The organism is Kibdelosporangium philippinense (assembly GCF_021390435.2).
GTDB classification, from domain to species: Bacteria; Actinomycetota; Actinomycetes; order Mycobacteriales; family Pseudonocardiaceae; genus Kibdelosporangium; species Kibdelosporangium philippinense.
This window is the reverse complement of record NZ_JAJVCN010000004.1, coordinates 1,322,917-1,342,244: the sequence shown is the minus strand read 5'-3', so window position 1 is coordinate 1,342,244 and position 19,328 is coordinate 1,322,917. Positions and strand designations below refer to the sequence as shown.

Genomic DNA, 19,328 nt, shown 5'->3' with positions numbered 1-19,328 from the left:
CCATACCGGCAACGGTTACTCATCGGCACCGTGGCCGCAGGACTGCTCTTGCTGATCACAGTTCTGCCTGCCCGACGCCGACGCATCAGCACCGCACCTGGCGGCAAGCAATGGGTTGCCGTAGCACTCGTTGTGTTGCTCGCCGCATTGGGCGGAATCCTGGCCGTCGTGTTGCTAATCGCGTCGCTGCTCGTGCAGGCGGTGTTCCGACGCAAGTTGCTGGTGTCGGCTGTGCTCGCACTCGGCGGGATGACCGTCGCCACGTTCGTGTCGATGTTCGGCCGCCTGCAAGGCGAAGGGCAAGCATGGGCGTACGGACCCGTTGCACAGGCCGCGATCCTGGTTTCGCTGGCGACGGTCGTATCAGCGTGTATCGACTGGTTCGACCCGCGTCCGGAACTCGATGAGCGCGCCGAAACAAGCGAGGGCGGCGGTCGCCACCACAGCACCCGTGACGACCTGGCTCAACGACCCGTGCCACCACCCCAGTACCAACGTAATCTCCGTGACAACGGCCAACCACGTCAGCAAAGTCGACCGCCGATCCGCACTAGCGATCCGGGAGTACAGCAGCAGCTGCACCAAGGACAGCAGCGACCCGACCAAAGCGAACGGCCACACGGGAATACTGCTGGCGGAATACGCCGCTCCCCCAACCAACGCGACGACCGTTGGCCCTAACACCGCACATCCAACGACAACCAAGGAATCCACCGCGGCAACAATTCCAAGAGCCTTGGGTACAAGCCTGCGCCGCACATCCTCGTTGGCCAACTTGGGCAGGACAACGACAGCGATCGCATACGGCAGCCAGTAGGCAATCTTCGTAACAACAGACCCAACCGCGTACTCACCGGCCTCGTGAGCAGGCAAAGCATGCCTTGCGAGGACAAGGTCGAGGTTCACCAGCAACACCAACGCCAGCAACGCCTGGATCGCGTGCAGAACCTCGGTGACATGCCCATTGCCCCGCTTGCCCGGCAACGGCCTGCCACAGATCAGCCACCCCGCACCAGCGACCAACGAGGCCCCGATCGCCGCCCCCGCGAACGCTCCCGTCGGTGTCCGGAAAACAAGAAGGCCCGTCAGCGTCCCACCAACCCGCCCGACCCCTTCAAGCGCGATCAACCGCGCCATCAACCCAAACCGCTCAGTACCTTGAAGAATGCCGTAGCAGAGGCCAATCAAGGTGATCGGCCCCACGGCCAACGCCAGAAAGACAACGGTCCACGGGTTGTTGACGTGCAGCAACCCCATGAGCAACGGCGACGCCACAAGAGCCGTCAGCATGATCGTGCCACTGGTCAGCAGACCAAGGGTGACAAGCTGCCCCCGATCCTGCTGGGGATTCTTCGCAACCTTGAGCGCGACCACCGTCTGCAACCCCATCGCCGGAACCGCCCCGATGACAAGGACAGCCGTCAGCGACCCAAACTCCCCAAACGTCGCCGGGACAAGAAGGCGTGCCGCGATCACCGTCATCACATAGCTCGCGATGTTCGTACCCGCAAAGGCCGCGGCCACATAGAGGGCACCCACCCGAGTCCTGGCTGACAGAGTGCTGGCCATGGACTCCCCTTTGAGTTACTCGCGGGTAGTGCTCCCGGGGAGCATAGCCCGCGCTGCCCGCGGACGCCTGACCGTTGTCCCCCGGTACATGAACGCTTGTCCCGAGGGCCAAAGATAGGCCCGGCACCCTGTGCACAAGTCCCTCTAGTCGATCTTCACAGCGACCGAATTGTCAGTCCCCACCGATAGACTTGATGCCGGGGGCCAGAGGCCGCACCCCAGGCCTCGCGGGTGACGGGCCGTTGCGAGGGGAAGATCTGTGGCGTTGAACCCCAATGCCGTGCGTGTTCCTTCGGCTGTCCCGAATCCTGTGCCTTCGCCGCCGGTGACTGCGGATCCGGTTGAGCTGGCTTACCCAGGCGCATCTGGCGTGCCAGGGACTCAAGGTTGAGCCTTGGTCACTGCTTGACCAGGCACAGGCCGTTGACCTGTGAATATCCAGTGTCCGGCATGGGCAGTCGGTCATGGTCGGCGCGTGCGGGCGCAGCTGCGGGCATTGCCAGGTGTTCCAGGGCGCGAAGGCCGAGTTAGGTGCGTTCAACGCCGCGAAGGTGGCCTTCGCGGCATTCCATCCCGTGCTGGGTGTGGCTGGTGTGACACGTGTGACTGACGGGACGATTTTGGGTCCTTAGTGGACCTCGGGATGCTCGAAAGCAGCCCGCACGTGTTCCTGGCATTGGCGTTGACCGCGCGAAGGCCTCCCTTGACGCGGTAGACGCCGTGAGGGTGGCCTTCGCAGCAACAGCCAAGAACCAACCGAAGCCCCAACCAACGCCGCCGATGTTGCGGTGGGCTAACACTCGGGTGGCGTGCTGCGCTTTCCCGTGAACCAGGTCGATAATGGGTCGGCTGTTCGCCGAAATGGGTTTGGAGCGAGTGTGGGCGGGTCGCGGCGGTTTGTGGTGCCGGGCGTGTCCGCTGTGCTCGCGTTCATCGTCCTCGGCCCGATCCTCAAACCCGGCTTCGCCCTGAACTACGACATGGTTTTCACACCACGTCAACCACTGGTCCCTGACGCGCTTGGCCTCGGCACCTCGGTAGCCCGATCCGTCCCGGCAGACGCCGTTATGTCCGCCCTCACCACCATCATTCCCGGCGACATCGTCCAGAAATTCGTCCTTTTCCTCATCATTTTCATGGCCTGCTGGGGCGCGGGCCGCCTTGTCCCCACGGAATCGGAAGCCGTCCGGGTCGTAGCAGCCGTTTGGTATGGCTGGAGTGCATATCTGGCCGAACGCCTGCTCATGGGCCATTGGGCACTACTGGTCGCCTACGCCTGCCTGCCCTGGATCGCCTCAGCCGCTCTGGCCATGCGCAGGAACGAGAAAAAAGCGTTCGCCAAGGTCATTGTGGCCTGTGCACCAGCATGTATCACGCCAACAGGCGGCCTGCTCGCCGTCGTCCTCGCCATCGTCTGCGCGGGCAAGCAAGCGCTTGTTATCACCATCCCCACCGGGATCCTCCTGAACCTCCCATGGATCCTGCCAAGCCTGCTACGCCCAGGCGGCACACTGTCCAGTCCGGACGGTATAGCCGCCTTCGCCGCCAGGGACGAAAACTGGGCCACGCCCGTCATCAGTGTCCTCGGCACCGGCGGGATCTGGAACGCCGAAGTCACGCCAGCCAGCCGCAGCATGCCGGTCATCCCCATCCTTATCCTGTTCTCCTTGGTGGTCGCGTTCATCGGGTTGCGTTCCCTCGCAGCCCGTTGGGGTTTGGCACCAACGTTGTCATTGGTCTTGCTCGGCGCCGCCGGTGTCGTACTCGCTGTGTTCACCACGGTCCCCGGTGGCGACGACGTCATGCGCTGGGCGGTGACCAACATTCCCGGCGCGGGTTTGCTGCGCGACTCGCAGAAGTGGGTCGCCTGGTGGGCATTGCCGTTATCCATCGGGATCGCGTTGGGCGTGCAGGCCGCGACCAAGTATCTGTCCAATCGAGTCCTCTTGATCGCGGTCGCCACGTTCCTTCCCATCCTCGCCATGCCTGATCTGGCTTGGGGCGGCTTCAAACAGCTCGAAGCCGTCCGCTACCCGATCGACTGGATCACGGTGAGCGAGCTCATCGCCGAGGATCGGCAGAGCGGCGACGTGCTGACGCTGCCGATGTCCTCGTTCCGGCAGTTCCCGTGGAACGGCAACCGGACGCAGCTCGATCCCGCGCCACGGATTCTCCCGCGTACCACCGTGATCGATGACGTCGTCGCGGTGAACGGCCGTCCGATCGCTGGCGAAGACCCGCGTGTCGAACAGATCCGCCAGACGGTCGAGGACAACGGCAACCTTGCCATGCACGGCATCGGCTGGGTTCTGGTGGAACACCGCACTCCTGGCGCCGTTCAGCAGGCCACGCTCGATCGGCTTGAGCACGAATGGTCCGGCCAGTGGCTCAGTCTCTACCGTGTCCCTGGAATGATCGCGCGACCACCGGCAGGGCCGCCGAGTTTGCCGATTCTGGCAGCGGATTCCGTGGTATTGACAGTGATCCTCGGCGCGCTATTGTGGCTCGTGTTACCAGCCGGTAGATTCATCATGCGAAGCCGGTCGCGAACCACCAAGGAGTAGACGCGTGGGCACTCTGATCGCTGTGGTCATCGTTGTGGTCGCGGGCCTCGGTCTTGCCGGCGGTGGCACATATGTACTCGTTGACCGGTCCCAGCCGGACGAGAAGGTCGACTTCGCCAAGCCCGCCAACAACACCGGCAACATCGTCAACTACGGCTCGAGGTAGCGTGCCGTACAGCGCGACGCTGGACCGTTCTGTCCGCCTGTTCAAGGCATTCCGCAACGAACAGACTGATCGCGACACGTTCTATCGCCTGCTGGCCGACGATTCGGTCCGCCAGGTCTCGCAGTTCGCCTCGCTGCAAGGGCGCACGCTGCTGGATGTCGGTGGTGGGCCAGGATATTTCTCCGACGCGTTCCGCGCGGCCGGTGCCTACTACCTCGGCCTTGACCCTGATGTCGGCGAGCTGTCCGCGCGCGGCGAGTACACACCCGGCATGATTCGGGCCAGTGGCACGGAACTTCCGGTGCGCACCGGCTCGGTCGATGTCTGTTACTCCTCCAACGTGCTGGAGCACGTGGACAAGCCGCGCAAGATGCTCGACGAGATGGTGCGCGTCACCAAGCCGGGCGGAACCGTGTTCCTGTCGTTCACGCCGTGGTTTTCCCCTTGGGGCGGCCACGAAACCTCGCCATGGCACTTCCTCGGCGGGCATTACGCGCGGCGCCGGTTCCAGCAGAAGAACGGCCATCCGCCCAAGAACGCGTTCGGCGAAAGCCTTTTCGCCGTTTCCATCGCCGAATCTCTGCAGTGGGCCCGTAATCACCCGGACGCCACGCTGGAACGCGCACTCCCCCGCTATCACCCGTCGTGGGCGACGTGGATCGTGCGCGTTCCCGTTCTGCGTGAAGTCGCTTCCTGGAACCTGGTGCTGGTCCTCAGAAAGTGTGCCTAGAGCGCGACCTTCCGGTCAGCAGCAGCACGATCCCGGCGATCAGCGCCACTGCGCCAACGATGTACAGGATCACCGGCAGCCCGGTCAGCAGCCACAGTTTCGAGATGTTCTCGTTCGCTTTGTTGACGTTGTTGGCCACAGACTCAGGGTTGAGCTCCATCGTGCCGTCGAACACGGTCGTGCCCTGGCCAGGTCCCTGGTCCGCGGTGCGCAGCTCCTGCTTGCTCCACTGACGCAGCTTGATCATCGCGCCGGTGACGGGCTCGATCCACAGTGTCCGGTCGACTTCATAGAACAGCCCTGCGTCCACGGTCGGCGTTTCCGGCCTGCCGATCAGCGATCCAGGCACCTGACGCGTCGCTACCTGGCTGACCGGAATCTTCTGCCGGAACCGGTACACGTCGACGCCGTTGATCTGCTCCTCGCCATCGAACCGCGCGTCAGCGGGCTTCTCCAGGGTCGAGTCGTACCACTTGTACGTCTCTTTCTCAGTGCCGAACGGGAGTTTGAAGTTGTACCCGGGGAACTGCGCGACCGATCCGCTGGCCGTGATCTTCTTGCCCTTTTCCTTCTCCAGATACCCGTTCGTGCATGGCGCGACGGCTTCCCCGGTGAACCGGTCGAGGCACAGCGTGCGGACGCTGCCGTTGACAACGAGTTTGCCCTGGTCTTCCGTGACCATGCTGGCTTCGATCCACGTCACGGTGTCGCCGTTCTTCTTCGACTCCGGTGCGCGCAGATCGCCCGTGACCTTCGTCGTCGACGTGAGGCTGAGGTTCTGCCGGATCTCCGGTTTCGCCGGGCCGCTTGGCTGCGGGACGTAGACAAGCGCCGTCACGCCGGTGCCCTGCGCTGTCGACGTGGTGTCCGGATCTTGGGGAATCTTGGCCAGTTGCCCGTACGCGTAGAAGCGCAACAGCAAACCACCGGCGATACAGAACACACCTAGGCCGATGAGTATCAGGCTCAACGCGCGTCGCACAGGTCCTCCTGGGAAGCTGGACCGTTGGCACGGCCCGGATTTGAACTGTAAAGCAGATCCGTGACCACGGCCACGAATCGATGTCCGCTCGAGACCCAATCGAACCGCGCGGCCCAATCCCGGCACGCCTTCGCGACGATCTCCGCTTCGTTCGGACGGGTCAACAGCATCAACGCGTCGTGCAGCGCACCGGAGATATCGTCATCTACGAGCCAGCCGGTTTCACCGTGCCGCACCGAGTCAGACAGCCCGTCAACCCGACGGCATACCGTCGGCAATCCGTGCGCCGCGGCCTCGATCACGGCGAGGCCCCAACCCTCGCCGTCGGACAACGTGACGTTGAGCCAGGAATCCCGCAGTAATGCGCTTTTCTTGTCATCGTCGACGAACCCGTGCACCACAACGGCGTCGCCGAACCGCGCGGCCAACATACGCAGCGCTTCTTCTTCAGGCCCTGTACCGATTATGTGCAAGCGCAGCGTCGGCCAGTCCGCCAGCATGCCGCCGACGATGTCGATCAGCCGGTCGACTCGCTTGTGTGTGACCAATCTGCCGAGGCAGACGATCGACGGATGCACCGAGCGCTCTGACTCAGCGTCGGCGGGTTGATCCATTCCGTTGTGCACCACCGAGATCGGCCCACGCCACGCGAGGCGCTCACGCATCGCCCGCACAGTGGACTCGGACACCGCAACGGTCGTCGCGCGCCGGTACACCCAGCGCGCGGCAGGACCTTCAAGCCAGCGCCCGAATTTGGCCAGCCACGGCGGGAAGTGCACGTCGAACTGCTTGTCGTGCACGTGATGCATGACAAGCACGACCTTGGTACGCCGGGAAACCACCAAAGGACTGAAGAACGGGATGCCGTTCTGACAGTCCACGACAACGTCGATGCGCCTTCGGTTACGGAACAACCACAACAAAGCCCAAAAGTAGACAGTCCACCGGCTACCGCGGCGGACCGTCGTGGCGTCGCCCGCGTCCTGTCCCTTGCCGCGCGCGGTAAGGAACGTGACTGTAGCGCCGGCAGCGGTCATCGCGTCGGCCATTCGTGCGGCGTATTCCTCGGCGCCTCCCGCCAGCGGATGCCCACGGTCCCGCCAGTTCACCAACACCACTCGCGCATCGTTGAGCGGTGGTACCACTCAGGCCACCTCCGCGATCGGTGTCGTGACCGGACGGACCTCGTCCAGGTCGAGCTCGATTTCGTTCTGCTTGGCCAATATCGAACGCATCCGCGCCAGCGCGGAGAAGCTCCGGTAGCCGTCACGCAGCGGGTGGAACGTCGAACCGGCCACGTCCTGCCAGCGCACCGGCAGTTCGAAGATCACCGCGCCGATCTGTTGCGCCCGCGCCAAAAGCTCGACGTCGAACGCGAAACCGAAGGTACGCAACGGCCGGAACACCGCGTTGGCCGTCGCCCGGTCGAAGAACTTGTAACCACACTGGGTGTCGGCGACGCCAGGGACGAAACCGTTTGCCACTCGGCGAAACACCCACGCACCCGTCTGCCGCACGATGCTGTGTCTCGCGTTCACGATCGAGCTCGGGTGTGCCCGCGAGCCGACCACCACGTTCACGCCCGCGCCGAGCTGCACCAGCGTCGGCTCCAATGCCGCCATGTCGGTCGCCAGGTCCGCGTCGCAGAAACCCACGTACGCACTGTCCGTGCCAAGTACTCCCGCTCGCACCGCCGCGCCTTTTCCAAGCTGCGCGCAGTGCACCAGACGGATTGGAACCGCTCCCGATTGGTACCTACGGACAATGTCAACGCTGCCATCAGTGCTCGCATTGTCGACAACGACAATCTCGGCACTCTTGGTGATACCGGCCAGAGCTTTGGTCAGGCCACGCAACGTGTTCGGCAGCCGGGACTCCTCATTACGCACCGGCACGACAATGGAAAGCAGTGTCATGACGTTGCGACTCCTGATTTTGGCATAGCTAAACCGGCGAGGCGTTGCAAGAGTCCTCCCGTGAACGTGAGGCAGATCGCAGGGCCACGAAGTTACCCAACGGTAGTTCTCATGAAATAGAACGCAGCTGTGATCCACGTCACACCTATTTCAGGCTACTTAAGTAAGCCGCCGCGCTCGCCCGTCCAGACCTGTGAAATTGGCCCATAAGGGCTAACAAGACCGCCCGTACTGTTCCCGCGAACAAAGGCCACATACATACTTTGTCCAGCCGCGTGTCACCGTGCGGAGCTGTCTTGCACAGGCTTGGACAGGCCTATTTGGAGCGGGCTATGTGAACGATGAATATGCTGTCGGAGTCATGACGGCAGTTCATGACATACAACGCGTAATCGAGTCCTTTGTGGACGCGTTCAACCGTGGCGACGCCGCGGCGATCGACGAGATCTTCGACGAGCACGGCCTGCTTGTACCCGCACCGGGCCAGCCGATGACCGGCGACGACCGCAGAGCAGCCCAGAAACACCTGCTCGCCTTCGGCTTGCCGATGCAAGCCGACGTCCGGCACATCTATGTGGCCGGTGACGTGGCCCTCATCATCGTGGACTGGTCCATCCAGGGCACGACACCCGAGGGCTGCGACATCGACCTGAAGGGCACGGCGACGGACGTCGCGCGGCTCGGCGAGGACGGCCGCTGGCGGTACGTGATCGACAACCCGTTCGGCACGGCCGACTTGAACCCAGCCTCATGAATACAGTGCGACGACACGACGTTCGGCACCGCTGACATGGCCCCGGCCTGATGAATACTGTGCCCCATGGGCCTCATGAAGGATCTCGTCGTCACTGGCTGGCAGAAGCGTGCCACGTGGCGACGGATCCGTCCGGTCGTCAAGGCGCTTGACGCGCGGCAAGGCACCGTGCTCAAGGACCGCCGCTACGGCGGCAGGATGGTCGCGCCCGGGCGTGGCATCACCGCGCTTCGCCAGGGCACCGAGGAAGAGACGGTCGAGCAGTTGCTGGAGGCGGCCGCCAGAGCGGGCTATGGCGAGCACCAGGTGATCATCAACGGCCGGAAGCGGTCGCTGACGTTCGAGCCGCCGGACGGCCTGCCCTTCCTGTGGATCGAATTCTTCCCCGCCGGAACGCCGATCCGAGGCCGAGGCCGCGAGCCGGTCCCGGACGGCCACACCGGCATCGTCTTTTCCTTCGGCTAAACCCAGGCCGAAGGCCAACGGGAAGCCACAGCCCGCCGTGTCCACCGTTCCGACACACCGTGTCCACCGTTCCAGCACACCGTGTCCACCGTTCCAGCACACCGTGTCCACCATTCCGACACACCGTGTCCACCGTTGCCGCACAAACACCGAGAGGGCCGCCCGCGAACGGACGGCCCTCCCTCCCCAGTCCCCAACCCCCACCCCTGGTGGTCAGGCACTGTGACTTCCTAATGAGCGACGGCCTTCTCGGCACCCGCGCCGGTCAGCGCCCGCACCTCCATCTCGGCGTACTTGGCGTCGTCACGCTCCTTGGACAGGATCGTGCCGAGCCAGCCGAGAATGAACGAAACCGGAATCGACACGATGCCCGGGTTGGACAGCGGGAACCAGTCGAAGTCCGCGGTCGGGAACATCGCAGAGGCGCTGCCGGACACCGCGGGCGAGAACACGATCAGGATCAGGCAGACCGCGAGACCACCGTAGATGCTCCACAACGCGCCCTGCGTGTTGAACCGCTTCCAGAACAGCGAGTACAGGATCGTCGGCAGGTTCGCCGACGCGGCCACCGCGAACGCCAGTGCGACCAGGAACGCGATGTTCTGGCCGTTCGCGAAGATGCCACCGATGATCGCGACCGCACCGATCACCAGCGCGGTGATCCTGGCGACCTTGACCTCGTTGGCCGGGTCGGCCTTGCCCTTCTTGATCACGTTGGCGTACACGTCATGCGCGAACGAAGCCGACGCGGTGATCGTCAGACCGGCAACCACAGCGAGGATCGTGGCGAACGCGACCGCCGCGATGAACCCGAGCAACACCGGCCCACCAAGCGCTTGGGCAAGCAGCGGCGCGGCCGAGTTCGCCTTGCCCGGTGCCGCGTTGATCGCCTGCGGACCGACGATCGCGCCCGCGCCGTAGCCGAGAACCAGGGTGAACAGGTAGAAGATGCCGATCAGCCAAATGGCCCAGACCACCGAGCGGCGAGCTTCCTTCGCCGTCGGCACGGTGTAGAAGCGCATCAGGATGTGCGGCAGACCGGCCGTACCGAGCACAAGAGCCAATGCCAGCGACACGAAGTCCAATTGGGTCAGACCAGACTTGCCGTACTGCTTGCCCGGGTCGAGCACGGCCGCGCCGGCCTTGTCGACCGCGCCCTGCAGCAGCGACGAGAGGTTGAAGCCGTATCGGCCGAGCACCCACAGGGTGATCGCGGCGGCACCGGTGATCAGCAAGGCGGCCTTGATGATCTGCACCCACGTGGTGCCCTTCATGCCGCCGATCAGCACGTACACGATCATGATCACGCCGACGACCGCGATCACCACGGCCTGCCCGGTCTTGCTCGTGATGCCCAGCAACAACGCGACCAGACCGCCCGCGCCGGCCATCTGGGCGAGAAGATAGAAGAAGGACACCGCGAGTGTGGACGTCGCCGCCGCCGCGCGAACCGGGCGCTGGCGCATGCGGAACGCCAGCACGTCACCCATCGTGTACTTGCCGGTGTTGCGCAGAAGCTCGGCGACCAGCAGCAAAGCCACCAGCCACGCGACCAGGAAGCCGATGGAGTAAAGGAATCCGTCGTAGCCGTTGATCGCGATCGCACCCGCGATGCCGAGGAACGACGCCGCCGACAGGTAGTCGCCGGAGATCGCGATACCGTTCTGCGGTCCGGTGAAGGCCCGCCCGGCGGCGTAGTAGTCAGCCGCCGTGCGGGAGTTCTTGCTGGCACGGAACACCACGATCAGCGTCACGACGACGAAGGCGCCGAAGATCGAGATGTTCAGGACCGGGCTTGACCCGGACACCGTCTGGGCGAGGTTCACGCGTCCTCCCCTTCGATGTCCTTGCGGATCTTCTCCGCCTGCGGGTCGAGCTTCTTGTTGGCGTAGCGGACGTACAGCATCGTGATCGCGAAGGTCGACACGAACTGCAGCAGGCCGAGGATCAGGGCCACGTTGACGTTGCCGAAGACCTTGGTGGACATGAAGCCGTGCGCGTAGTCGGCAAGCAGCACGTACGCCAGGTACCAGACGAGGAACAGCGCGGTCATCGGGAAGACGAACCGGCGCAACCTGCGCCGTAGGTCAGCGAATTCGGGACTGGCCTGCACTTGTTCCCAATCGTGGGCGTCTGGCGGCCGGGTGTCAGGCTCGACGGTACTCACGCGACCTCCCTGTCACGGCATGTGTTCCGCGACACCCTAGGGAGAAATCAGCGCACCGGACGGATCACCGGACAAACCGCCGAACCATGCGACGAACGGTTGACGAACGGCTCTGGCCGAATGTCGAGTGGCCTGGATCACGATCCTGCATCTCTCGCAGGTGCAGCCGCAGCATGGCGGTCGTGGTCCACGGCGGCGGCCTGCCGAACAAGGAGACCACGACCATGGTGCCGAACGCGAGCGGAACCGACCATGGCGCTGGCTGTGCCACCAGGATCGCCAGCCAGCCGTGCACCGGCGGCCCGAACAGCGTCATCACGATCGCGCCAGCCGTGGCCAGCAAACCCACTGCCACACCGGCGATCGCGCCCTGTGCGGTGAGCCGGGACCACCAGATGCCGAGCACGAGCAGCGGGCTGAACGTGGACGCCGCGACCGTGAATCCCCAAGTGACAAGGATTCCGGCATCGAGGCGAGCGGCGGGCAGCGCCAGCAGCACGACCGCCGCGGCCGCGAGGAACACCGTGACCCGCAGCTGCCGAAGGCCTCCTGCCAACAGGTCGTGCGAGATCGCGCCGGACACGACAAGAAGCAAACCCAGTGACGTAGCCAAAAACGCGGCGAACGCACCCGCGGTCAGTAACGCGGTGAACGCGTCTCCCCACACTCCGTGATCCACTTGGGACGGTAGTGCGACAACTGCCGTATCGGTTGCGCCCGTTAGATACAGCTGCGGTACCAACACCCGGCCGAGCACGCCGTAGATGCCGGGAAAGAGGTAGAACGCGCTCAGCAGAACAACTGTGAGCGCCGCGGTCCGGCGCGCCGCGCGGCCGTCGGGGCTGGTGTGGAAGCGCATCAACACGTGCGGGAGGCCCATCGTGCCGAGCATCGTGGCCAGTAGGACAGCCCATGTGCCCAGCAGTGGATAGCCCTCGCCTTGCAGGTCGATCAACGGTCGTTCCCAGCCTGGTCCGCCGGGTGGCGTCTGCCCTTTGACGCCGGGAACCGGTGCCCCTTGGGGAAAGGTGTACTCGCTGCCCGCTGGTACTTGAAATTCCCCAACAGGCAACGTGATCTGCGCGTTGGTCGCGTCACGCACCGTGGTCGGTTCGGCGACTTCGAGCGTGACCGATGCCCGGAAGGTCACCTCGGTCTCGTGGCCGAAGTGGGTGAATTCCACCGGGTGCACGGCCTCTTCGCGAACGTCCGGGCCGACCCGCAGCAGCAGCCAAATCGCCGGAATGATGAAAAGGACCAGCTTGAGACAGAATTGGAATGCCTGGACGTATGTGGCGGCCCGCATCCCGCCGAGCGCGAGGGTCACCGCGACCACGACGCCCGCGATCACCACACCGACCCAGTATTGCGATCCGCTGACGACGCTGAGGACAAGTCCGGCCGTCCGGAACTGGGGTACGAGGTATAGACCACCTATCACCAGAATGGCGACGGCGGCCAATCTGCGTAGCGGCGGCGAGGCCAATCTGGCCTCAGCGAAATCCGGCACGGTCAGTGCGCCCGAACGCCGCATGGGCGCGGCGACCAGTGCCAGCATCGCGATATACCCGGCGGTGAACCCGACCGGATACCACAGCGCGCCGACCCCGTCCTTGACCACAAGTCCCGCAACGCCAAGGAAAGACGCCGCCGACAGGTACTCCCCCGACACCGCGGCCGAGTTCAGCAGCGGTGACACCCGGCGGGAGGCGACGAGGAAGTCCGACGTCGTGCGCATCGCCGCGACCCCGCGTAGCCCGATCAGCAGCGTGATCAGCACGACCGGCGCCAGCGCGAGCGCGGCGATCACGCTTGGTCCTCCGGCTTTTCGGCCCGCCGCAACTGCCAGATCGCGAGAAAAACCATCGCTGGGAACGGAATGAACACCACGGCCAACCAGGACAGCGGAATCCCGAACAACCGCATGGCATCCAGTTGCGGCCACAGCGAGAACATCAAGGGCAGCAACAAAACCAGCGCGAACAACCAGCCAACCGCGACCATCGCACGTCGACGCTGGATCCGGAAAAGCCGTTGTGCTCGTTCGGCATCGGCCGGTTCAAGCACAGGCGATCGCCATCGTCCACGCGAGCGTCGGCGCGCGTGAGCGAGCCTCGTTTGTGGACTGGTGACGGCGACCCTGCGATGCGGCATCAGGCGCGCCCGTCCAATTCGCCGCGCTGCGCGGCCTGAAGCAAGCGCTCGCGCAGCTCGCGGGAATGCCTGCGGGACACCGGAACATCGCCTGCCTCGGTGTGCGCGAGCAGCCCACCGGCGGAGTCACTGCGAAGTTCACGCACCGATCCAAGCGACAGCAGGAAACCTCGGTGCACACGCAGGAAACCCGCGCTCTCCCAATACTCCTGAAGTCGCGAGATCGGCATCCGGACCAGATGTGATCCGTTGCGCGTGTAGAGCCGGACGTAATCCCCTTGCGCTTCAACGAAGTACACATCACTGCGGCGGATGTAGTGTGTACGTCCCGCGGCTTCCACGGGCAGCGCGGCCATCGCGTCCAGTTTCGGCGCCGGTTCGGCGTGCCGGTTGACCCTTGCCAGCGTGTCCGCGAGCCGTTCCGCGCGCAGTGGCTTGAGCAGATAGTCCACCGCACCGATGCCGAACGCCGCGACCGCGTGTTCCTGATGCGCGGTCACGAACACGATCGCGGGCGGCTCACTGAGTTTGCGCAGCAGCGCGGCCAGTTCGAGCCCGTCCATCCCTGGCATGGAAATGTCCAAGAACACCGCACCGAACTGACCACTTTGGATCATCTTGAGCGCGGTGATCGGATCGGCCGCGCCGACGACTTCGTCGACTTCCGGCGCGTCCTTGAGCATCCGGACCAGTTCGGCGAGCGCGGCTGGCACATCGTCGACGGCCAGTACGGTCAGCCCCATTACGGCATCACCCCTGGCTGGAACATCGGCACACGTACGACAACGCGGGTTCCGGCCTCCGGCGCGGTCTCCACAACGAGCCCGAACCACGATCCGTAGACGTGCCGCAGCCGACGGTCCACATTGGTCAGACCGACGCTGTCGGATTTGCCTTGCCCGGCCAGTATCCGCTCGGCCTTCGCCGGGTCCATGCCCACTCCATCGTCCTCAATGCTGATCACGCAGTCCGACCCCTCGGCTTCGCCCCGCACCTGCACCAACCCCGACTCCGGCCGCGGCTCGATGCCGTGCCGCACAGCGTTTTCCACCAACGGCTGCAACACCAGATACGGGATCGCCACCGCAAGCACTTCCGGCGCCACCCGGATCTGTACACGCAGCCTGTCGCCGAGCACGGCCCGCTGCAACGCCAAATAGGTCTCGATCGCGTGAAACTCGTCGGCGACGGTCGTGTAGTCGCCGTGCCGGGCGAGGTGATAGCGGGTGTAGTCGGCGAAGTCCAGCATCAGCTCGCGGGAGCGGTCCGGATCGGACTTCACCAGCGACGCGATCACCGTGAGCGCGTTGTAGACGAAGTGCGGTGAGATCTCCGCGCGCAGATTCTGCAGCTCAGACTGAGCGGCCTGGTCGGCAAGCGCCTCCAGCCGGGTGCGTTCGAGCGCGTCGCTGATCCAGTCGGCCATCTCCCGCACCGGCGCCATCCGGCTCGCGCCCGCGACCACCAGCACACCCGCCAGCTCGTCGCGCGAGTGCAACGGCCACGCCACGGTCGGCAGCCGTCCGGCCTTCGTCTCGCTGTGCAGGACGTTCTCCACCAGCGACAGCACGTCCGCTCCAGTCGGCGCCTGCCCCACCCACAGCAGGCGACCTGACAAGTCGGCCAGGCCGACCCCGTCGACCTCGAGCAAGCGGCGGATTCCGCGGGCGGCCGCGCGTACGCGATGGCCGGACAACCCACCGGCGAGGTCGGCCGCGACGCGCCGGGCTACGCCCAGCGTCGCAAGTCCACCCCGGGCCCGGGGCCGCCAGGACCTGGCGGGTTCCTGACCGGGCAGCACAGACATCACGGCTCCATCGCGTCGATCGACGAACCAGGCCTGAGATCTTACGTCGAATGGCCCGGTCAGCCGGTCGGCACGCTGAGCGCGAGCAGGGCGGTGTCGTCATCGAGACCACTGCCGAATCCCGCGAGCAACTCGGTCAGCTCCTCGACAAGTGCTGACGCCGTGGTCACCGTGAGGCCCGCGACGTAGTCCCGCAACGCCTCTTCGTTGTAGCGGCCTCGTGCCGTGCGCGCCTCGATGAGACCGTCGGTGTACAGCAGCAACGCGTCACCTGGTCCGAGTCGCAGCTCGATGCTGCCGAAATAGGCGTCACGCAACGGCCCGACGAGCTGCCCGCCAGGTATGTGCTGGTATTCGACGCTGCCGTCGGCGCCGACCAGCAACGCAGGTGGATGACCGCCGGTCGCGAGCGTGACCGCGAAACCGTCTTCGTCTGGAACGAGCAAACCTGCGAGCACCGTGCTGAACCGAGGATTCGGTCGGAAGAACTCACGGTTGAGCACGGTGTTCAGCTCACGCAGCACGGCCACGGGATCTGGGTCGCGCGTGGCCGACGCTCGCATCGTGTATCTGGTCAGCGATGTCACGACCGCCGCGTCCGCGCCTTTGCCGCTCACGTCGCCCAGGAAGAAACCCCATCGACCGTCGGACAACGGGAACAGGTCGTAGTAGTCGCCGCCGACCTGGTCGGTCGATGCCGGGTGGTAGTAGCTCGCGATCGCCAGTCCCGGCACGTCCGGCATCGACGGGGGCAACAGCGTCTGCTGCAGCGTGCTGGCCAATTTCTCAGCCTGCCTGCGTGCCCTGAGCAGCTCTTGTTCGTAGGAGCGGCGCTCGCGGGCGTCGAACACGACCGTGCGGATCACTTTCGCGTCCTTGACGGTCGAGCTGACCAAGACCGGCAGCTTCGACCCATCGGCGGCCCGCATCTCCAGCGCGATACCGCTGATCGAACCCTGCATCGCCAGGAGTGGAGCGAAGTGCGTCTCGTGGTACATCTTGCCGCCGATGTTCAGCAGGTCAGCGAAGCTCTTGCGCTCGACGATGTCATCGCGCGTGTAGCCGAGCCAGCCGAGCAGCGTGCCGTTGATCCTGATGATCGTGCCGTCGAGCGCTGTCGAGAGGTAGCCACATGGCGCGTTCTCGTAGAGATCCTCGGCGTCCTCGACCATCACACGAAGGAAGCTATCGCTTTCGCGGTCGCTTGCGGTGCGCTCAGCTGCGGACAGTGGCCAGTGGCCGCCATCGTGACCAGCTGGCAGCCAGGGATCTGGTCGCGGACGTACCGCCCGACCTCGCGCGGCGCTACCACGTCCTGCGCGCATTCGATCGCCAGCGTCGGCACGGAAACCTTCGCCAGGTCAGCACGGTTGTCCGCGAGGAACGTGGTTCGCGCGAACACCCTGGCGATCGCCGGATCGGTCTGGCAGAAGGCGTTCTCCAGCTCTTTGCCCAGCTCAGGCCGGTCCGGATTGCCCATGATCACCGGCGCCATCGTGGCCGACCAGCCGAGGTAGTTACTCTCCAGCGACTCCAGCAGCTCGTCGATGTCCGCATGGCTGAAGCCGCCACGGTAGTCACCGTCGTCGATGTAGCGCGGCGACGGTGTAACCAGGATGAGCTTGGCGAACCTGCGCGGCTCGGCGATCGTAGCCAGCACGCCGACCATCGCGCTGACCGAATGCCCGACGAAGACGACGTCCCGCAAGTCCAGCTGACGGCAGATTTCCAGCACGTCCTTGGTGTACCCATCGAGGGTGGAGTACCGCTGCGGACGCCACGCGGTGACATCCGACTTGCCGGAGCCGACGTAGTCGAACAGTACGACCCGGAACTGCTCGGCGAGGATGGGGGTGACCAGCCGCCACAGGTTCTGGTCGCAGCCGAAACCGTGCGCCAGCAACACAATCGGACCGTCTTCACGACCGGTGACGACGATATTGTTCCTGGTGCGTACGTCCATGGGAGACCATCCTGGCATGCCCTCGGTCATAGAAGCCGTTCCACGTCGCTGACCACGGCATCCAGCGGTTGGGAGGCGTCGATCTGCACGGTCGCGCCCTCCCTCAGCAGTGGCTCGACCTCTTTCAGGTAACCCAGGATTTCTTCGCGCTCCTCGGGTTTCTTGCCGTATGGGTTGCTGGTTCGCTGTGCGATCCGGTCGAGCAGCACTTCGGCCGGGGCGCTCAGCAGGACGACGTGGTCGAAGCTGTCGTAGAAGTCGACCTGGTTGGACTTGCATCCGGCGACGACCAGGCTGCCGGGTTGATCAAGCAGGTCCTGCATGGCGTCCGCGCGCCATATCCAGTCGGTCTTGTCGCCCGTCCACTCGCTCCACTCGTCGGTGTCGGTGTCGATCACCCGGTGTCCGCGCTTCGCCAGCTCCAGCAGAACCGCCGATTTCCCAGTCCCGGACATGCCGGTGATCAGTGCTTTGCGCACGTCACCAGCCAACCAGAATCCGGATGCTGATCGGGCGCGGTTTGTCCTATCCTTGCCCGCAACACGTTGAGGGAGACGAGTAGCCACGGCTCACGCGAGCCGGAGAGAGCCGCCGGCAGCTGGGAAGGCGGCCTCGCGTCCGTGGCGAAGACACTCCTGAGTGCGGGGAGGAAATGCCCCGCCGGTTCGCCACCGTTATCGGGCTGAACGAGGCCGCTGGTCACAGCGGCGAAAGTGCGGTGGCACCGCGAGTCCCCTTCTCGCCCGCACTCCCAAGGGATCACCGATATTCCACCAGGAGTGGCGATGATCTCTCGAGTTCTGGCCGCCGACGTGCCCGCGCACATCGGTGCCCGTATCCGAGTGACCGGTTGGACACACCGCCGGCGTGAACTGAAATCCGTGACCTTTCTAGTCCTGCGGGACCGATCCGGGCTCGTGCAGGTCGTTCTGCCGCAGCCGGTCGACGTTCCCGAGGAGACAGTCGTCCAGGTCGAAGGCGTCGTGATCGCCAGCGATAAGGCGCCCGGCGGCGCGGAGATCACCGAGCCGGTGGTCACGCTGCTGTCCGAACCGGCGCAGCCTCCGCCGTTCGACTTGTACCGGCCGAATCTCAGTGCGACTCTGCCGACCATTTTGGACAACGCGCCGGTCGCACTTCGGCATCCGAAAATGCGCGCCGGGTTCAGCATCACCGCGGCGAGCGTCGCTGGTTATCGTGCCGCGCTTGACGAACTGGGCTTCACCGAGGTGCACACGCCGAAGATCGTCGGGACCGCGACCGAGTCGGGCGCCAACGTGTTCGGGATCGACTACTTTGGACGCCGCGCGTATCTCGCGCAGTCGCCGCAGTTCTTCAAACAGTCCCTTGTGGGCGTGTTCGAACGCGTATATGAAATAGGACCGGTGTTCCGGGCCGAGCCGCACGACACCACGCGGCACTTGGCGCAGTACACGAGCCTGGACGCCGAATTGGGTTTCATATCCGATCACCACGACGTGATGGCGGTGCTGCGCGAGGCGGTCGCGGGCATGGTCTCCGCTGTGCGGACTCGTGCAGCCGAGGCCGTGGACCTGCTCGGCATCCGGCTGCCCGAGGTGCCGCCGGTGATCCCGGAGATCCACTTCGCGGACGCTTTGGCATTGGTCGGCGCCGATCCGGCGGAACCGGACCTCGCGCCCGCGCATGAACGGGCGCTTTCGGAGTGGGCCGTTCGCGAGCACGGCTCGGAGTTTCTGTTCGTGATCGGATATCCGATACGAAAAAGGCCGTTCTACACGCATCCGGACCCGGCCCGGCCGGCCTGTTCGAACAGCTTCGACCTGCTGTTTCGTGGCGTCGAACTGGTCACTGGCGGCCAGCGGCTGCACAAGTACAGCGACTACTTGGCCGTTTTGGCCGACCCGGAGCCGTACCGCGGCTATCTGGACGCGTACAAGCACGGCATGCCGCCGCACGGCGGGTTCGCGCTTGGGCTGGAGCGGTGGACCGCGCGGCTGGTCGACGCGCCGAACATCCGGCAGACCACGTTGTTCCCTCGGGACCTCAACCGGCTCAGTCCATAGGTGACGCCACGCGACCTGGGCGAACGTCCAGGTCGCGTGGCGCGTT

At 64.9% G+C, this 19,328-nt stretch carries 19 protein-coding genes; 6 read left to right on the top strand and 13 right to left on the bottom strand.

The annotated features are described in order from the left end of the window. Window positions 1–363: 363 nt before the first annotated feature. Window positions 364–1,569, bottom strand: a complete 1,206-nt coding sequence (locus tag LWC34_RS49190; protein ID WP_233732918.1) for a lipopolysaccharide biosynthesis protein — start codon at window positions 1,567–1,569, stop codon at window positions 364–366. Window positions 1,570–2,480: 911 nt separating this feature from the next. Here LWC34_RS49190 and LWC34_RS49185 point away from each other — a divergent pair. From LWC34_RS49185 to LWC34_RS49175, 3 genes are read left to right on the top strand one after another with little or no spacing between them, the layout of a single operon-like run. Next, complete coding sequence (locus LWC34_RS49185) at window positions 2,481–4,133, top strand: MmpA family trehalose lipid delivery protein (RefSeq protein ID WP_233732916.1); 1,653 nt, start codon at window positions 2,481–2,483, stop codon at window positions 4,131–4,133. A gap of 4 nt (window positions 4,134–4,137) precedes the next feature. After that, the gene (locus LWC34_RS49180) at window positions 4,138–4,299 is read left to right on the top strand and encodes a hypothetical protein (protein WP_233732914.1); all 162 of its coding nucleotides are present in this window, start codon (window positions 4,138–4,140) and stop codon (window positions 4,297–4,299) included. A 1-nt stretch (window position 4,300) separates the two neighbouring features. Next, a complete protein-coding gene (locus LWC34_RS49175) occupies window positions 4,301–5,029 on the top strand; it encodes a class I SAM-dependent methyltransferase (protein WP_233732912.1) in 729 nt (242 codons plus the stop codon). Here LWC34_RS49175 and pgfA read toward each other — a convergent pair. From pgfA to LWC34_RS49160, 3 genes are read right to left on the bottom strand one after another with little or no spacing between them, the layout of a single operon-like run. Beyond that, window positions 5,013–6,011 carry a cell envelope lipid trafficking protein PgfA gene (gene pgfA, locus LWC34_RS49170; RefSeq protein WP_233732910.1) on the bottom strand — a complete coding sequence of 333 codons (999 nt, stop codon included), beginning with the start codon at window positions 6,009–6,011 and terminating at the stop codon, window positions 5,013–5,015. The two genes, LWC34_RS49175 and pgfA, sit on opposite strands and share 17 nt — an antisense overlap. Continuing rightward, window positions 5,996–7,156, bottom strand: coding sequence for a glycosyltransferase family 4 protein (locus tag LWC34_RS49165; protein WP_233732908.1), 1,161 nt, complete (start codon window positions 7,154–7,156; stop codon window positions 5,996–5,998). The genes pgfA and LWC34_RS49165 overlap by 16 nt, the downstream gene beginning before the upstream one ends. Next, entirely contained in the window at window positions 7,157–7,927 is a 771-nt protein-coding gene (locus LWC34_RS49160; protein ID WP_233732906.1) for a glycosyltransferase, read from the bottom strand. A gap of 361 nt (window positions 7,928–8,288) precedes the next feature. Here LWC34_RS49160 and LWC34_RS49155 point away from each other — a divergent pair, with 361 nt between their 5' ends. Together LWC34_RS49155 and LWC34_RS49150 are read left to right on the top strand one after the other, a co-directional pair. Then, on the top strand, window positions 8,289–8,681 hold the full coding sequence (locus LWC34_RS49155; protein ID WP_233732905.1) for a YybH family protein: 393 nt from the start codon (window positions 8,289–8,291) through the stop codon (window positions 8,679–8,681). Window positions 8,682–8,747: 66 nt separating this feature from the next. Beyond that, on the top strand, window positions 8,748–9,146 hold the full coding sequence (locus LWC34_RS49150) for a hypothetical protein (RefSeq protein ID WP_233732902.1): 399 nt from the start codon (window positions 8,748–8,750) through the stop codon (window positions 9,144–9,146). Between the two features lie 230 nt (window positions 9,147–9,376). Here LWC34_RS49150 and LWC34_RS49145 read toward each other — a convergent pair whose 3' ends face one another. The 9 genes from LWC34_RS49145 to LWC34_RS49105 form a co-directional block, all read right to left on the bottom strand. After that, window positions 9,377–10,972: a monocarboxylic acid transporter gene (locus LWC34_RS49145; RefSeq protein ID WP_233732900.1), complete on the bottom strand. Its 1,596-nt coding sequence runs from the start codon at window positions 10,970–10,972 to the stop codon at window positions 9,377–9,379. Then, window positions 10,969–11,313 carry a DUF485 domain-containing protein gene (locus LWC34_RS49140; RefSeq protein WP_233732898.1) on the bottom strand — a complete coding sequence of 115 codons (345 nt, stop codon included), beginning with the start codon at window positions 11,311–11,313 and terminating at the stop codon, window positions 10,969–10,971. The genes LWC34_RS49145 and LWC34_RS49140 overlap by 4 nt, the downstream gene beginning before the upstream one ends. Before the next feature lie 64 nt (window positions 11,314–11,377). Further along, entirely contained in the window at window positions 11,378–13,123 is a 1,746-nt protein-coding gene (locus LWC34_RS49135; RefSeq protein WP_233732896.1) for a sodium/solute symporter, read from the bottom strand. Then, window positions 13,120–13,467, bottom strand: a complete 348-nt coding sequence (locus LWC34_RS49130) for a hypothetical protein (protein WP_372496809.1) — start codon at window positions 13,465–13,467, stop codon at window positions 13,120–13,122. The genes LWC34_RS49135 and LWC34_RS49130 overlap by 4 nt, the downstream gene beginning before the upstream one ends. Further along, window positions 13,467–14,210, bottom strand: coding sequence for a LytR/AlgR family response regulator transcription factor (locus LWC34_RS49125; protein ID WP_233732895.1), 744 nt, complete (start codon window positions 14,208–14,210; stop codon window positions 13,467–13,469). The genes LWC34_RS49130 and LWC34_RS49125 overlap by 1 nt, the downstream gene beginning before the upstream one ends. Next, the gene (locus LWC34_RS49120) at window positions 14,210–15,274 is read right to left on the bottom strand and encodes a sensor histidine kinase (protein WP_233732893.1); all 1,065 of its coding nucleotides are present in this window, start codon (window positions 15,272–15,274) and stop codon (window positions 14,210–14,212) included. The genes LWC34_RS49125 and LWC34_RS49120 overlap by 1 nt, the downstream gene beginning before the upstream one ends. A gap of 59 nt (window positions 15,275–15,333) precedes the next feature. Further along, a complete protein-coding gene (locus tag LWC34_RS49115; RefSeq protein ID WP_233734144.1) occupies window positions 15,334–16,446 on the bottom strand; it encodes a PP2C family protein-serine/threonine phosphatase in 1,113 nt (370 codons plus the stop codon). Further along, on the bottom strand, window positions 16,446–17,237 hold the full coding sequence (locus tag LWC34_RS49110; RefSeq protein WP_233732883.1) for an alpha/beta fold hydrolase: 792 nt from the start codon (window positions 17,235–17,237) through the stop codon (window positions 16,446–16,448). The genes LWC34_RS49115 and LWC34_RS49110 overlap by 1 nt, the downstream gene beginning before the upstream one ends. A 26-nt stretch (window positions 17,238–17,263) precedes the next feature. Then, complete coding sequence (locus LWC34_RS49105; protein ID WP_308200267.1) at window positions 17,264–17,716, bottom strand: ATP-binding protein; 453 nt, start codon at window positions 17,714–17,716, stop codon at window positions 17,264–17,266. Window positions 17,717–18,022: 306 nt separating this feature from the next. Between LWC34_RS49105 and aspS the strand changes: the two genes are divergently transcribed. Further along, the gene (gene aspS / locus LWC34_RS49100; RefSeq protein WP_233732881.1) at window positions 18,023–19,282 is read left to right on the top strand and encodes an aspartate--tRNA(Asn) ligase; all 1,260 of its coding nucleotides are present in this window, start codon (window positions 18,023–18,025) and stop codon (window positions 19,280–19,282) included. Window positions 19,283–19,328: the final 46 nt, after the last annotated feature.